The organism is Gordonia sp. NPDC003424 (genome assembly GCF_053588655.1).
Map to the genome: position 1 here is coordinate 1 of NZ_JBSFQJ010000037.1, position 15,187 is coordinate 15,187.

Consider the following 15,187-nt stretch of genomic DNA (forward strand, 5'->3'; position numbering starts at 1 on the left):
CAGGGCGTGTTTGGGGGAGTCGAGTTTGATCTCCTCGCCGTCGATCAACAGTTGGCCCTCGGTCTGCTGATGCAACCCGGCCATGATCTTGATCAACGTGGATTTGCCGGCACCGTTGTCACCGAGCACACAGGTCACCTCACCGGCATTGACGCGCAGGTTGATGCCCTTCAGGGCGATGATCGCCCCATAGGATTTGCCCACATCCTTGAGCTCGATGAGCGGGACTTTGCCGCCGGCGGAGTCGGCGTCGGGTTTGGTTTCGATAGCAGAACTCATCACTGTCACCTCTTGGATGCGTAGTTACGGAAAGCATTGTTGGCCACGACCGCGAACAGCAGCATCACGCCCATGAAGAACTTGAACCAGTCCGGGTTCCACCCGGCATACACGATGCCCTGGTTGACCATGCCGAAGATGAACGCGCCGATCGCCGCACCGATCGCGGTACCGTAACCGCCCGTCAGCAGGCAGCCGCCGACGACCGCGGCGATGATGTAGAAGAACTCGTTACCCACACCCTGACCGGACTGCACCGTGTCGAACGCGAACAGCAGGTGCATACCGACGAACCAGGCGCAGAACCCGACGAACATGAACATGCCGATCTTGACCGCGGTCACCGGCACACCCACCGCCCGTGCCGAGTCCTGGTTACCGCCAACGGCGAAGATCCAGTTCCCGATCCGGGTGCGCATCAACAGCCACGTCGCGAACAGGGTGAACAGCAACCACCACACCACCGTGATCCGCACCGACACCCCGAACACGGTGAACGAGGACGCGAACACCTTCTGCGCCGAATCAAACCCCTGCATGTCCGCGATCGACGGGGTCGCGACCTGACCGGTCACCAGCTTGGTCACCGCCAGGTTGATACCGGTGATCATCAAAAACGTCGACAGCGTGATCAGGAACGACGGGATCTTCGTCTTCATCACCAGATAGCCGTTGAAGAACCCGACACTGAGCGACAACACCAACGCCAACGCCGCACCCAGCCACACATTCAAATGCAGGTTGTAGGCCAACATGCTCGCCGCCAACGAGGCGAAGGTGACCGCGACACCGGTCGAGAGGTCGAACTCGCCGCCGATCATCAACACCGCCACCCCACACGCCATGATCCCGATCGTCGAGCTGGCATAGAGCACCGTCGCCAACGCTTCGGGCGACCGGAACGGCGGGGCCACGATCAAGAAGAAGATGAAGATCGCGACCGCCCCGAACAGCGCACCCACCTCCGGGCGAACCAACAACCGCTGCAACGGCTTCTGCCGCTTCACCCGCTCATCAGTGACCACCTTGTGGGTGGACAGATCCAAATCTGCTTGTGTACTCATGATTGTTCCTTTGTCCGGGCCCGCGTCAGCGGGTGCCGTTCTTGGCGTACTCGGCGACCTTGTCGATATTCGACTCGTCGATGAACGCGGGGCCGGTCAGCACTGCCTGGCCGCCGCCGATGGTGTTTCCGTTGGTGAGGTAGAGCCACAGCGAGTCCACCGCGAGGTAGCCCTGCAGGTACGGCTGCTGATCGACGGCCCACTTGACCTGACCGTTCTTGATCAGGTCCACGAGCGCGGCGTTGGTGTCGAAGGTCGCGATCTCGGCGTTGGAGCCGGCGTTCTCCTTCGACTTCACCGCGGTCTGGGCGATCGGGGCGCCGAGGGTCATGATGGCGTCGATCGACGGGTCCTGCTGGAGCTTGGCGGTCATCGTCGACTCGACGGACGGCATGTCCTTGGAGTTGACGTTGAGGATCTCGAAGGAGCCACCGGTGAAGCCTTCCTTCACACCGGCGCAACGGGATTCGAGTGCAACCTGCCCCTGCTCCTGGATGACGCAGAGGACGTGCTTCTTGCCTTCCTTGGCGAGGCGCTCACCGGCGGCCTTGCCGGCGATCTTCTCGTCCTGGCCGAAGTACTGCTGGACGCCCATGGCCTTCCAGTTGTCGTAGCCGGAGTTGAACGCGGTCACCGGAATGCCCGCGGCGAGTGCGGCCTTGACCGCGGGTGCCATGGCGTCGGGCTTGGCGAGGGTGACGGCGATGCCGTCGACTTTGGAGTCGATGGCCGACTGGACGAGGTTGGCCTGGTTGGGCGCCTCGGGGTCCGACGAGTACTTGAGGGTGACGTTGTCCTTCTTGGCCGCCATCTCGGCGCCCTTGCGGATGAGGTCCCAGAACGAGTCGCCGGGTACCTCGTGGGTGACCATGGCGATGGTCAACTGTTCCGTTCCAGCGTTGCCGGCGTTGGCCCCGCTGTTGTTCCCGCTGTCGGGGTTGCCGCCGGTGCTCGAGCAACCCGCGACGATCACCACCGCAGACGTCACGGCCGCGGCCATCGCCGCGATCCGACCCATCCGTCCGCCCCGGCGGCGTTCTGTCGAGTTCATCGTTGTCATTCCCTTCGATCTGCCTGCGGGTCGTCGTCGGCCTCGCAGTGTCCGAGGAGCCACTCTCCTGTGAAGATGTAATACCGGTCACAGGTGTCGTGTCAAGACTTTGTTAGGACATTCGGTGTTTATTTCTTTTCAGCGCGGGGACCGACCGCTTGCCGACCCGCCCCGACGGGCAGCCGAAACCCCCCGACCGCGCAGATCGCCATGAGGGCTCCGAGCAGTAGAAACGCGGCCGAATAGGGCCCTGCGGGGAGCCCGTCGGCGGCACTCGTGAACGCGGCGACGGCGACGGCACCGAGAGCCACACCGAAGGCCGATCCGAGCTCCTGAACAGCGGCGTGCAGCGCGTTGGCGTCGCTCAGGTCGTCGGGGTCGACCTCGGAGAAGGCGAGCGTGTTGTACGCCGAGAAGCCGATCGAGCGCAGTGCGCCGGAGACGACCAGGACGGCCGCGATCACGGCCCCGGCCGTCGTCGGACCCAGCATCGCCAGCGCGACGAAGCCGAGCACCGAGCACGAAAGGTCCACGGTCAGCACTCGCCGAATCCCCCACCGCCGCATCAGCGGTGTGGTCAGCGGTTTGATCGCGACATTGCCGACGAACAACGCGGCGACCATGCCGCCGGCGGCAACCGGCGTCCACCCGAACTGCAGCTGGAACATCAGCGGCAGCAGGAACGGCACCGCGGTGATCGCCATCCGGTACACGGTGCCGTAGCCGATCACCGTGGCGAGTGAATGCACCCGCAGCACATCCAGATTCAGCAGCGGATGCGGTGACGACCGCAGCCGCAGCAGGGCCAGGAACCCGACCACGACGGCGATCCCCGCGGTGATCGCCAACACCCACCACCGCGCGTGCTCCGCCGTCAGTTCCTGAGCCGCCAGCATCGCCGCACCGACCGCGACGGTCGTGGTCACCACGCCGGGAACGTCGAGAGGTCTTCGGCCGCTGCCCGTCTCGACCGGACGGCAGACGACGAACCCGACCACGAGACCGACGACACCCAACGGAAGGTTGATCGCGAAGATCCACCGCCAGTCGGCGTGCGTGACGATGAGGCCGCCGAGGAGCGGCGCGAGGACCGGCGCGATGAGCGCGGGCCACGTCAGATATGCGATGGCATGCACGATGTCGGAGCGTTCCACGGTGCGCAGCACCGCGAGCCGGCCGACGGGAACCATCATCGCCCCACCCGCGGCCTGCAGCACACGCATCCCTACCAGGACCGAAAGCGTCGGCGCCACAGCACATCCCGCCGACGCGACCGTGAAGACCACCATCGCCGTGAGAAAAACCCGCCGCACCCCGAAGCGATCGGCCACCCACCCGGAGAGCGGGATCAGCACCGCGAGGGTGATCAGATAACTGGTGACCACCACGGTGGCGTCGAGTGGCCGGACGTCGAATGCCCGTCCGATGGCCGGCAGCGCGGTCGCGACGATCGTCGCGTCGAGGATCTCCATGAACATGGCGCCGGCCCCGAGCAGGGCCAGCGCATGCGGGAAAGTCCGCGGCGCGCCGGTGTGTGCGCGGGTCTCGCCGGTCATGCCGGGACGGTGGTCACTCCCACCGGCGACACCCAGGTGCCCTCACGGACCGAGGTGGTCATCGCGTCGAGAACCTCGGCCGCCCGGACGGCATCGTCGATGGTGGCGCCGGTGATAGTCGGCCCGCTCGCTTCGCTCCCGGCGCCGGTGACACTCGGGCCACCGATCGAGGCGATGAACCGCGCAGCCTCGATGACCTTGAGGTCGTCGTAGCTCATCGACGTGGCCGCGCCCGGCTGAAACGCGCCGTACTCGCCGTGGCCCGGGCCCACGTACACCGTCGAGACGGACTGGTCCTGATAGGCATCACCCGAGCCGACTTCGAGTTCGCCCATCCTGCGGAAGTCCCAGCGCACCACGCCGCGGGTGCCGTGGATCTCGAATCCGTAGCTGTTCTGGGCGCCCACCGAGACGCGGCTCGCCTCGAGGACGCAGCGGGCGCCCGAGGACATGCGCAGCTGCGCCGACAGGTAGTCCTCGTTCTCCACCGGACCGCGTTCGCCGCCGGACGCCCGTTGGTGTCCGGCGGTGGCGCCGGTCGGCTTGGGTCGCTCGGTGATGAAGGTCGCGGTGTCGGCAACGAGCGACTCGATGTCGCCGAGCAGGTACCAGACCAGATCCGCCCCGTGCGAGGCGAGATCGCCCAGGACCCCGTTGCCGCCACGGGCCCGCTGGAAACGCCAGCTCAAGGCACCGTCGGGGTGCGCCGCGTAGTCGCTGAACAGCCGGAACCGGGAGTGGGTGACCTCACCGATCTCGCCGGCCGCGATCAGCTCGCGGGCGGCCTGCACCGCCGGCGCGTTGCGGTAGTTGAAGCCGACGGCGGTGCGCACCCCGGCCGCGTGCGCGGCATCGGCAACCGCGCGGGCATCGTCCGCCGACAGTCCGACCGGCTTCTCGATCCACAGGTGCTTGCCCGACGCCGCAACCGCGCACCCGATCTCGCGGTGCAGGAAGTTGGGCGCGGTGACGCTGACCGCGCCGATCGTGGGGTCGTTGACGACGTCGCGCCAGTCCGCGACCGTTCTGGGCACGTCGAACTGCGCGGCCGCCTGCGCCGCACGGTCGGTGACCTCGTCGGCGATCACCGACAGTTTCGGAACCGGGCGCAGTTCGGGAAAATGGTGACGCAGCCGCGCGTACGCCTGTGCGTGGGCGCGGCCCATCCAGCCGAAGCCGATGATGCCGACGGGTAATACCTCTGACGCCATGGGCGAATCCTTTCGACATGGTCTCCCGACCAGTGTGAATGAGTCTTTGTGATCTCGACCACCACTATGCCAGGTAAGAATGTCAGGACAAAGTCTTGACTTTGACCTGTGTCCTGTCGCACAGTGGTTACCAAGTTCGAAACAGACCGATTCATCACAGAGCGCGAGCAGGGAGCAGTACGTGACCGCACAGCATTCGTCCCCGTCGGGCGGACCATCCACCTTCGACGTGCTGGCCATCGGCCGGAGCGGTGTCGACATCTATCCGCAGCAGATCGGCGTCGGCCTCGAAGAGGTGACCAGCTTCGGCAAGTTCCTCGGCGGCAGCGCCGCCAACGTGACCGTCGCCGCGGCGCGTCTCGGACACTCGGCCGCACTGATCTCCGGTGTCGGCGACGACCCGTTCGGCCGGTTCGTCCGCGGGGAACTCGCACGGCTCGGCGTCGACAACCGGTTCGTCTCGGTCGACGAGCAGTACCCGACTCCGGTGACGTTCTGCGAGATCTTCCCGCCGGACGACTTCCCGCTGTACTTCTACCGCAAGCCGGCCGCCCCGGATCTGCAGATCGAGGTCGCCGACATCGACACCGCGGCCGTCCACGACGCCCGCCTGTACTGGTCGACGGTCACCGGCCTCTCCGAAGAGCCCTCGCGCAGTGCCCATTTCGCGGCGTGGGAGGCCCGTGGCCGACAGTCGCTGACGGTCCTGGATCTCGACTACCGGCCGATGTTCTGGGAGTCGCCCGCCGCGGCCACCGAGCAGGTCCGCAAGGCGCTGCAGCACGTGACCGTCGCCGTCGGCAACAAGGAGGAGTGCGAGGTCGCAATCGGCGAGACCGACCCGCACAAGGCCGCCGACGCGCTGCTCGACCTCGGGGTCGAACTGGCCATCGTCAAGCAGGGACCGCGCGGGGTGCTGGGCAAGACCCGACACGAGACCGTCGAATCCGCACCCATCCCGGTCGACGTCGTCAATGGCCTCGGTGCCGGTGACAGTTTCGGCGGCAGCCTCTGCCACGGCCTGCTGTCCGGGTGGCCGCTGGAGAAGATCCTGCGTCACGCCAACGCCGCCGGCGCGATCGTCGCCGGCCGCCTCGAATGTTCCACCGCCATGCCCACCGCCGACGAGGTCGCCGCACTCGCGGCCACCGCCGGTTCCACCGCCCAGGAGGAGATCAATGTCTGAGGTCGCGACCCGCCGCAAACAGATGTCGGATACCAGCCCCGCAGGCCTCTACCCGCTCGGCGCGCAACCGACGTGCACCACCTATGCGGAAGTGACCGCGGTCCGTGCGCAGCATCCGGCCGCGATCGCCGAGGCGTGGGCCCAACGGCGCCGCCGCAGCACGGTCAACGGGTCCGATCGCCTGATGATCGTCGCCGCCGACCACCCCGCCCGCGGCGCGCTCGGCGTCGGCAACAACCCGACCGCGATGAACAGCCGCTCCGATCTCCTCGACCGACTGCGCACCGCGCTGGCCAATCCCGGTGTCGACGGCGTACTCGCCACCTCCGACATCCTGGAGGACCTGCTGCTGCTCGGCGCGCTCGAGGACAAGGTGGTGTTCTCGTCGATGAACCGCGGCGGCCTGGCCGGCGCGTCGTTCGAACTCGACGACCGGATGACCTCGGCGACCGCCCGCTGGACGATCGACGCCGGCATCAACGGCGCCAAGATGCTCTGCCGCATCGACCTGGCCGACGCCGGGACCCTGAACATGATGACCGCGTGCGCGGCGGCGGTCGACGAACTCGCCGCGGGCGGATCGATCGCCATGCTCGAGCCGTTCCTGTCCTCCCGCGTGGACGGCAAGGTGAAGAACGACCTCACCGCCGACGCGGTGATCAAGTCGATGCACATCATCCAGGGCCTCGGCTCCACCTCGGCCTACACGTGGCTGAAGCTCCCGGTGGTCGACGAGATGGAACGCGTGATGGACGCGACCACTCTGCCGACCCTGCTGCTCGGTGGCGACCCGCAGACCGCCCCGGACGAGACGTTCGCGAGTTGGGAACGCGCGCTGCAGATTCCGGCGGTGCGTGGGCTGATCGTCGGACGTACCCTGCTCTACCCGAGCGACGACGACGTGGCCACCGCGGTGGACACCGCCGTCAACCTGGTGCAGTGATCGCATGAACTCCAAGTGGTACATTCCCGCCCGCTCCGCCGTGGCCCCGTTGACCGTGGATGTGACGCCGGAGTCGGCCGGCTGGACCGAGTCGTCGTTGTTCGTGGTGGAACTCGCTGCGGGCGAGTCTGTTTCGCGGGACAGTGGTCTCGACGAGATCATGGTCGTCCCGCTGGCCGGTTCGGCCACCGTGACCGCCGACGGCACGGCCTTCGAGCTGGCCGGCCGGGCAAGCGTTTTCGACGGACCCAGCGACTTCGCCTACGTCGGCCGGAACACCGAGTTCACCGTATCCAGTGCCGCCGGCGGCCGGTTCGCCCTGTGCGGGGCACGGGCGTCGAAGAAGCTGCCGTTCCGTTATTGTCCGGCCGCCGACGTGCCCGTCGAGTTGCGGGGTGCGGGCAACTGCAGCCGCCAGGTGCACAACTTCGGCACCGCCGGTGTGTTCGAGGCAGATTCGATCATCGCCTGCGAGGTCATCACGCCCGGCGGGAACTGGTCGAGCTACCCGTCGCACAAGCACGACGAGAACTCCGACGTCGAATCGCAGCTCGAGGAGATCTACTACTTCGAAATCGATTCCGGCGCCGATGGTTCGCCCGGCTTCGGGTATCACCGTGTGTACGGCACACCCGAGCGGCCCATCGAGGTGCTCGAAGAGGTGCGCGACGGCGACGTCGTCCTGGTGCCGCACGGCTACCACGGCCCGTCGATCGCCGCGCCCGGCTATCACATGTACTACCTGAATGTCATGGCCGGACCGGGCGACGAACGCGCCTGGAAGATCTGCGACGATCCCGCCCACACCTGGCTGCGCGGTAGCTGGGAACACCAAGAGGTGGATCCCCGACTGCCCCTGCACAACCCTTCCCGATGATCGCCTGGCGGTGCCCCGTTCGCGCTGATCGCCTGGCGGAGCCCCCGTTCCCGCTGATCGAGTAGCCCGAGGCGCCAGCCGAGGGCGCATCGAGATCACACAACCACCAACCCACCAACCACCCGAGAAAGAAGCAATCGTGGCACCGATCAATCAGGGACGCGCCGGCGGACTGACCGGCGTGCGGACTCCCCACGGTGAACCGACCGTCCGCCTCACCGTCGCGCAGGCGACGGTCAAGTTCCTCGCCAACCAGTACGTTGAGCGCGACGGCGAACGCAGCAAGTTCTTCGCCGGATGCTTCGGCATCTTCGGCCACGGCAACGTCGCCGGCCTCGGTCAGGCGTTGCTGCAGCAGGAGGTCGACGACCTCAATGCCGGTGACGAGCCGTCGCTGAAGTATGTGCTCGGCCGCAACGAGCAGGCCATGGTGCACTCGGCGGTCGGCTATGCGCGGATGAAGGATCGACTGCAGGCGTGGGCGGTCACCGCATCGGTCGGGCCGGGCGCCACCAACATGCTCACCGGTGCCGCACTGGCCACGATCAACCGCCTGCCGGTGCTGTTGCTGCCCGCCGACACCTTCGCCACCCGCGCCTCGGCTCCCGTGCTTCAGGAGCTGGAACTCCCGTCGTCGGGTGATGTCACCGTGAACGACGCGTTCAAGCCGGTGTCGCGGTTCTTCGACCGCGTCTGGCGCCCCGAGCAACTGCCCGCGGCCCTCATCGGCGCGATGCGCGTGCTGACCGATCCGGTCGAGACCGGCGCCGCCACCGTCGCCATCCCGCAGGACGTGCAGGCCGAGGCCTTCGATTGGCCGGAATCGCTGTTCGCACAGCGCACCTGGCATGTGGCGCGTCCGCTGCCGGAGTCCCGCGTGATCGCCGAGGCCGCGGAGATCATCCGCTCGGCGAAGCGTCCGCTGATCGTCGCCGGCGGCGGCGTCATCTACAGCGGGGCCACCGGGTCGCTCGCGAAGTTCTGTGCCCGCACCGGGATTCCGGTCGGCCAGAGCCAGGCCGGCAAGGGCTCGCTGCCCTACGATCACCCCCAGTCCGTGGGCGCGATCGGCTCCACCGGTACCACCGCCGCCAATGCGCTCGCCGCCGACGCCGACGTGGTGATCGGTATCGGCACCCGCTACAGCGACTTCACCACCGCGTCGCGCACCGCCTTCACCGGCGATGACGTGCGCTTCGTGAACATCAATGTGGCATCACTGGATTCGATCAAGCAGGGCGGCTACAGCGTGGTCGCCGACGCACGCGAATCCATCGACGCCCTCGACGCACTGCTCTCCGACCACACCGTCGACGGCGCCTACCGGCAGCGGGTCTCCGACCTCGCGGCCGAATGGGACGCCATCGTCGAGCAGGCATACTCCCCGACTGCGGTCGGCACCAACATCGCCACCGGTGATGAGGCGCTGACCCAGGGTGCGGTCATCGGGCTGGTCAACGAGACCTCAGATCCGCGCGATGTCGTCGTCTGCGCGGCCGGCTCGATGCCCGGTGACCTGCACAAGCTCTGGCGCACCCGCGATTCCAAGGGCTACCACGTCGAATACGGCTACTCCTGCATGGGCTACGAGGTGGCCGGCGGACTCGGCGTCAAGATGGCCTGCCCCGATCGCGACGTGTTCGTCATGGTCGGCGACGGCTCATACCTGATGATGGCCACCGAACTGGTGACCGCGGTACAGGAGAACCTGAAGGTCATCGTCGTGCTGGTGCAGAACCACGGCTTCGCGTCCATCGGCTCCCTCTCGGAATCGCTGGGCTCGCAACGGTTCGGCACCAACTACCGCTACCGCGGCGATGACGGCCGGCTCGACGGCTCGACCCTGCCGATCGATCTGGCCGCAAACGCCGCCTCGCTGGGCGCCGACGTCATCCGGGCGACCACCGCCGCCGAGTTCGCCGACGCGATCAAGACGGCCAAGGCCGCCGACCGCACAACCGTCATCCACGTGGAGACCGACCCGCTGATCGGCGCCCCGGACAGCGAATCCTGGTGGGATGTCCCGGTTTCGGAGACCTCCACCTTGGAGTCCACCCAGCAGGCCTACGATGTGTACGCGCAATGGAAGGCCGTACAGCGGCCCTATCTCGCCCCCACCACCGCAAATCCCAACAACACCACCGGAGGACAATGATGTCGTCGTCGATTCTCGTCGGATCCGCTCCCGACTCGTGGGGCGTCTGGTTCCCCGACGACCCGCAGCAGACCCCGTACACCCGCTTCCTCGACGAGGTCGCCGCGTCGGGCTACGAGTGGATCGAATTGGGTCCCTTCGGTTATCTGCCCACCGACCCCAAGCAGCTGCTCGACGAGCTCGGCGAGCGCGGCCTGAAGCTGTCGGCCGGCACCGTGTTCGAGCACCTGCACCAGGACAACGCCTGGGACGCGGTGTGGACGCAGATCGAGGACGTCGCGAAACTGACTGCGGCAGTGGGCGGCAAGCACGTCGTCGTCATCCCGGAAATGTGGCGCGACCCGGCCACCGGCGAGGTGCTCGAGGACCGCAACCTCACCGATGAGCAGTGGCGCAAGAAGACCCAGGGCATGAACGAACTCGGCAAGGCCATGTTCGAGAAGTATGGCGTCCGTGCGCAATACCATCCGCACGCCGACTCACACGTGGACACCGAGGAGAACATCTACCGGTTCGTGGAGAACACCGACCCGGAGTTCGTGAACCTCTGCCTCGACACCGGCCACGTCTCCTATTGCGGCGGCGACAATCTCGCCATCATCCGCAAGCACCCGGACCGCATCGGCTACCTGCACCTCAAGCAGGTCGACGAGGCGGTGCGTGCCAAGGTCGAAGCCGACGACCTGCCGTTCGGTGAGGCAGTCAAGCTCGGCGCGATGACCGAGCCGCCGCGTGGCATCCCCGAGATGCCGCCGCTGCTCGAGGCGGTCGCCGATCTCGGGATCGACATCTTCGCGATCGTCGAGCAGGACATGTACCCGTGCTCGCCGGATGCGCCGCTGCCGATCGCCCAGCGCACCCAGAAGTATCTCGGTTCCTGCGGCGTGCCCGCCGTGCGTTTCCGTTAAGCCCCAATCACTTTCCCACGAAGGAGTAATCATGTCTGACCTGCGCGTCGCCGTCCTCGGCGTCGGCATGATGGGTGCCGACCACGTCGCTCGCATCACGCAGCGCACCAAGGGCGCCACCGTCACCGTGCTCAACGACTACTTCCCGGAGAAGGCCGAAGAACTCGCCGCCACCATCCCGGGCTGCCGGGTGATCAACGATCCGCTCGACGCGATCGCCGACCCGGACGTGGACGCGGTCATCCTGGCCACCCCCGGTCCGACCCACGAGAAGCAGTTGCTGGCCTGTATCGAGGCCGGCAAGCCGGTGATGTGCGAGAAGCCGCTGACCACCGACGTGGAGACCTCGCTGGCCGTGGTCAAGGCCGAAGCCGAATCCGGCAAGAAGCTGATCCAGGTCGGCTTCATGCGCCGCTTCGACGCCGAGTACGAGCAGCTCAAGGGCCTGATCGACGACGGCACCTTCGGGCAGCTCCTCGTCGCGCACTGCGTGCATCGCAATCCGGCGGTACCGCCGAGCTTCGACTCGGTGATGATCGTCAAGGACTCCCTCGTGCACGAGGTGGACGTGACCCGCTTCCTGTTCGACGAGGAGATCGCCTCGGTCCAGATCATCGCGCCGAGTGCGAATCCGAATGCGCCTGAGGGCGTGAAGGATCCGCAGATCGCGATCTTCCGTACCGCGTCCGGCCGGCACGTCGACGTGGAGTGCTTCGTCACCACCGGCGTCGCCTACGAGGTGCGCACCGAGGTCGTCGGCGAGTTCGGTTCGGCGTTCATCGGTCTGGATCAGGGCGGCGTTGTTCGTAAGCAGCGCAACCCTGTTCAGTCCGACACCGGGGACGGCCGCAAGATCGCCGGCATCTGGGGCGGCGACATCACGCCGTCGTTCGTGGAGCGTTTCGGTGCCGCCTACGACACCGAGATCCAGCGGTGGGTCAACGCGGTCAAGGCCGGCACCAACGTCGACGGTCCGGGCGCGTGGGACGGCTACGCTGCCGCCGCCGTCTGCGCCGCCGGCGTCAAGGCGCTCGAGACCGGTGAGATCGTCACTGTCGACATGGTCGACCGCGCATCGATCAAGGGAGCCTGAACATGAAGGTCGCACTCGATCCCACACCGTTCCACCACGATTACTCGCTGCTGGAACTGCCGAAGGTGGTTGCTGATCTCGGCTACGAGTACCTGCAGCTGACCCCGCACGTGGACATGATCCCGTTCTTCAATCACCCCAAGGCCGACGACGACCTGGTCGCCAAGTTCCGCAAGGCCTGCAGCGATGCCGGTGTCGGCATCGCCTCGGTGCTGCCGGTCCTGCGGTGGTCGGGTCCCGACGAGGACGCCCGCGAAGCCGCGGTGCGGTATTGGAAGCGGGCCATCCAGATCACCGTCGATCTCGGTGTGAACGTGATGAATACGGAGTTCTCCGGTCGTCCCGAGAAGGCCGAGGAGTCCGAACGCGCCTTCTACCGGTCGATGGAGGAACTGGTTCCGATCATCGAACGCGAGGGCATCGATGTCCGCATCGATCCGCACCCCGACGACTTCTGCGAGGACGGCCTGGCCGCCATCCGGATGATCCGCGGGATCAACTCGAAGAACTTCGGGCTGGTGTACGTCGCCTGCCACACCTATCACATGGGTGCCAACATGGCCGAGATCATGACCACCGCCGGTGACCTGCTCCGCCTGGTTCATGTCGCCGACACGATGGATCACCATGCGTCGCACGGGCTTCGGTACATCACCAACCCGCCCGGCAACGCCGTCCGCGTGCACCAGCACCTCAAGATCGGCGACGGCGACGTCAACTGGGACGAGTTCTTCGGCACGCTGGGCGAAATCGGTTTCTACGACCGCGACGACACCGTGATGGTGTCCAGCGTGTTCGCGGAGAACGAGAACGCCGCCGAAGTGTCGCGCTACCAACTCGCCACGATGAACGACTACGTCAAGAAGTACAGCTGAACCAGATCTCGATACGCTCGTCGCTTGCGCTCCTCCCTACTCGATCAGCGGGAGGCGACGCCCGCTCCCACCGCTGGTCGAGTAAGCCCGGCGACGAAGGAGCCGGGCGCATCGAGACCGCAACCTGAGCGATCTCGATGCACTCGTCGCTAGCGCTCCTCGTTTACTCGATCAGCGGAGGGTGCGACGCCGCTCCCCCGCCCGGTCCCCAACCCGATGGTCGAGTAAGCCCGGCGACGAAGGAGCCGAGCGCATCGAGACCGAGCCCCACCCCCTCGATGGTCGAGTAAGCCCGCGAGCGCCAGCGAGCGAGCGCATCGAGACCACAGCGATAGAACCCCCAACAGGAGAAACCCCATGTCCGACACCATCACCCACTGGGTCAACAACAAGGCCTTCCCCGGCACCTCGAGCAACACCGCCCCGGTGACCAACCCCGCCACCGGTCAGGTCACCGGCCAGGTCGCCCTGGCCAACGTCGAGGACGCCCGCGCCGTGATCGACGCCGCCGCGGCCGCGTTCCCGGCCTGGCGCGACACCAGCCTGGCCAAGCGCACCGCCGTCCTCTTCAAGTTCCGCGAACTGCTCGACGCCCGCAAGGGTGAACTCGCCGAGATCATCACCGCCGAGCACGGCAAGGTCCTCTCCGACGCCCTCGGCGAGATCTCCCGCGGCCAGGAAGTCGCGGAGTTCGCCTGCGGCATCCCGCATCTGCTCAAAGGCGGCTACACCGAGAACGCGTCGACCAAGGTCGACGTCCACTCCGTGCGCCAGCCCCTCGGCCCGGTCGGCATCATCTCCCCGTTCAACTTCCCCGCCATGGTCCCGATGTGGTTCTTCCCCGTCGCCATCGCCGCCGGCAACACCGTCGTCCTCAAGCCCTCGGAGAAGGACCCGACCGCCGCGATCTGGCTGGCCGAACTCTGGAAGGAAGCCGGTCTCCCCGACGGCGTGTTCAACGTCCTGCAGGGCGACAAGACCGCCGTCGACGAGCTGCTGACCAACAAGGCCATCAAGTCGATCAGCTTCGTCGGGTCCACCCCGATCGCACAGTACGTGTACTCCACCGGCACCGCCGCCGGCAAGCGCGTGCAGGCGTTGGGCGGCGCGAAGAACCACGCGATCATCCTGCCCGACGCCGACCTGGATCTGGCCGCCGACGCGATGGTCAACGCCGGCTTCGGTTCCGCGGGTGAGCGCTGCATGGCGATCTCCGTCGCCGTCGCGGTCGGCGATGTGGCCGACGAGCTGGTCGCCAAGATCAGCGAGCGCGCCACCACCATCAAGACCGGTGACGGAACCAAGAACTCCGACATGGGGCCGCTGGTCACCAAGGCGCACCGCGACAAGGTCGCCTCCTACGTCGACGCCGGCGAAAAGGCCGGAGCCACCATCGTTCTCGACGGCCGTAACGTCGAAGCAGACGGCGGGGCCGACGGCTTCTGGCTCGGCCCGACCCTGTTCGACAACGTCACCCCCGACATGAGCATCTACACCGACGAGATCTTCGGCCCCGTCCTGTCGGTCGTCCGCGTCGAGAGCTACGACGAAGCACTCGAGCTGATCAACTCCAACCAGTACGGCAACGGCACCGCCATCTTCACCAACGACGGTGGCGCGGCGCGTCGTTTCCAGAACGAGGTGGAGGTCGGCATGGTCGGCATCAACGTGCCGATCCCGGTCCCCATGGCCTACTACAGCTTCGGCGGCTGGAAGGCATCGCTGTTCGGCGACACCCACGCCCACGGCACCGAGGGAGTGCACTTCTTCACCCGCGCCAAGGCCATCACCACCCGCTGGCTCGACCCGAGCCACGGCGGCCTGAACCTGGGCTTCCCCCAGAACGCCTGAGCCGCGGTTCTTCCCCCCGAAATGCATTCGTCCCCCGCAAGTCCGTCGGCTGCCAGCATGGTTGTGAGACAGGTGCTGGTGGTGGGTGCGGGGGATGGAGTAGTGATGAGTCAGGTGCAACACCGGTGGCAGACTCCT

At 66.7% G+C, this 15,187-nt stretch carries 13 protein-coding genes; 8 read left to right on the plus strand and 5 right to left on the minus strand.

The annotated features are described in order from the left end of the window. From ACWDTI_RS27090 to ACWDTI_RS27110, 5 genes are all read right to left on the minus strand, one after another. Positions 1-279: ATP-binding cassette domain-containing protein (locus ACWDTI_RS27090; protein ID WP_449741237.1), on the minus strand; the 279-nt coding region annotated here is incomplete at its 3' end. Positions 280-284: 5 nt separating this feature from the next. Continuing rightward, a complete protein-coding gene (locus ACWDTI_RS27095; RefSeq protein WP_449741238.1) occupies positions 285-1,343 on the minus strand; it encodes an ABC transporter permease in 1,059 nt (352 codons plus the stop codon). 25 nt (positions 1,344-1,368) lie between these two features. Continuing rightward, the gene (locus ACWDTI_RS27100; protein WP_449741248.1) at positions 1,369-2,361 is read right to left on the minus strand and encodes a substrate-binding domain-containing protein; all 993 of its coding nucleotides are present in this window, start codon (positions 2,359-2,361) and stop codon (positions 1,369-1,371) included. A gap of 161 nt (positions 2,362-2,522) precedes the next feature. Continuing rightward, positions 2,523-3,950, minus strand: coding sequence for an MFS transporter (locus tag ACWDTI_RS27105; RefSeq protein WP_449741239.1), 1,428 nt, complete (start codon positions 3,948-3,950; stop codon positions 2,523-2,525). Continuing rightward, entirely contained in the window at positions 3,947-5,161 is a 1,215-nt protein-coding gene (locus ACWDTI_RS27110) for a Gfo/Idh/MocA family protein (protein ID WP_449741240.1), read from the minus strand. The genes ACWDTI_RS27105 and ACWDTI_RS27110 overlap by 4 nt, the downstream gene beginning before the upstream one ends. A 181-nt stretch (positions 5,162-5,342) precedes the next feature. On the opposite strand from ACWDTI_RS27110, the gene iolC reads away from it, so the two are divergent. From iolC to ACWDTI_RS27150, 8 genes are all read left to right on the plus strand, one after another. Then, the gene (gene iolC, locus ACWDTI_RS27115) at positions 5,343-6,347 is read left to right on the plus strand and encodes a 5-dehydro-2-deoxygluconokinase (protein WP_449741241.1); all 1,005 of its coding nucleotides are present in this window, start codon (positions 5,343-5,345) and stop codon (positions 6,345-6,347) included. Positions 6,348-6,369: 22 nt separating this feature from the next. After that, positions 6,370-7,290: a Cgl0159 family (beta/alpha)8-fold protein gene (locus ACWDTI_RS27120; RefSeq protein WP_449741249.1), complete on the plus strand. Its 921-nt coding sequence runs from the start codon at positions 6,370-6,372 to the stop codon at positions 7,288-7,290. 4 nt (positions 7,291-7,294) lie between these two features. Then, the gene (gene iolB / locus ACWDTI_RS27125; RefSeq protein ID WP_449741242.1) at positions 7,295-8,167 is read left to right on the plus strand and encodes a 5-deoxy-glucuronate isomerase; all 873 of its coding nucleotides are present in this window, start codon (positions 7,295-7,297) and stop codon (positions 8,165-8,167) included. Positions 8,168-8,306: 139 nt separating this feature from the next. Further along, positions 8,307-10,322, plus strand: a complete 2,016-nt coding sequence (gene iolD / locus ACWDTI_RS27130; protein WP_449741243.1) for a 3D-(3,5/4)-trihydroxycyclohexane-1,2-dione acylhydrolase (decyclizing) — start codon at positions 8,307-8,309, stop codon at positions 10,320-10,322. After that, a complete protein-coding gene (locus tag ACWDTI_RS27135) occupies positions 10,319-11,230 on the plus strand; it encodes a sugar phosphate isomerase/epimerase family protein (protein ID WP_449741244.1) in 912 nt (303 codons plus the stop codon). The genes iolD and ACWDTI_RS27135 overlap by 4 nt, the downstream gene beginning before the upstream one ends. A gap of 31 nt (positions 11,231-11,261) precedes the next feature. Beyond that, positions 11,262-12,323: a Gfo/Idh/MocA family protein gene (locus tag ACWDTI_RS27140; protein WP_449741245.1), complete on the plus strand. Its 1,062-nt coding sequence runs from the start codon at positions 11,262-11,264 to the stop codon at positions 12,321-12,323. A 2-nt stretch (positions 12,324-12,325) separates the two neighbouring features. Continuing rightward, on the plus strand, positions 12,326-13,198 hold the full coding sequence (locus ACWDTI_RS27145) for a sugar phosphate isomerase/epimerase family protein (RefSeq protein ID WP_449741246.1): 873 nt from the start codon (positions 12,326-12,328) through the stop codon (positions 13,196-13,198). A 357-nt stretch (positions 13,199-13,555) separates the two neighbouring features. Continuing rightward, positions 13,556-15,049, plus strand: coding sequence for a CoA-acylating methylmalonate-semialdehyde dehydrogenase (locus tag ACWDTI_RS27150; RefSeq protein WP_449741247.1), 1,494 nt, complete (start codon positions 13,556-13,558; stop codon positions 15,047-15,049). The last annotated feature ends 138 nt before the right edge of the window (positions 15,050-15,187 follow it).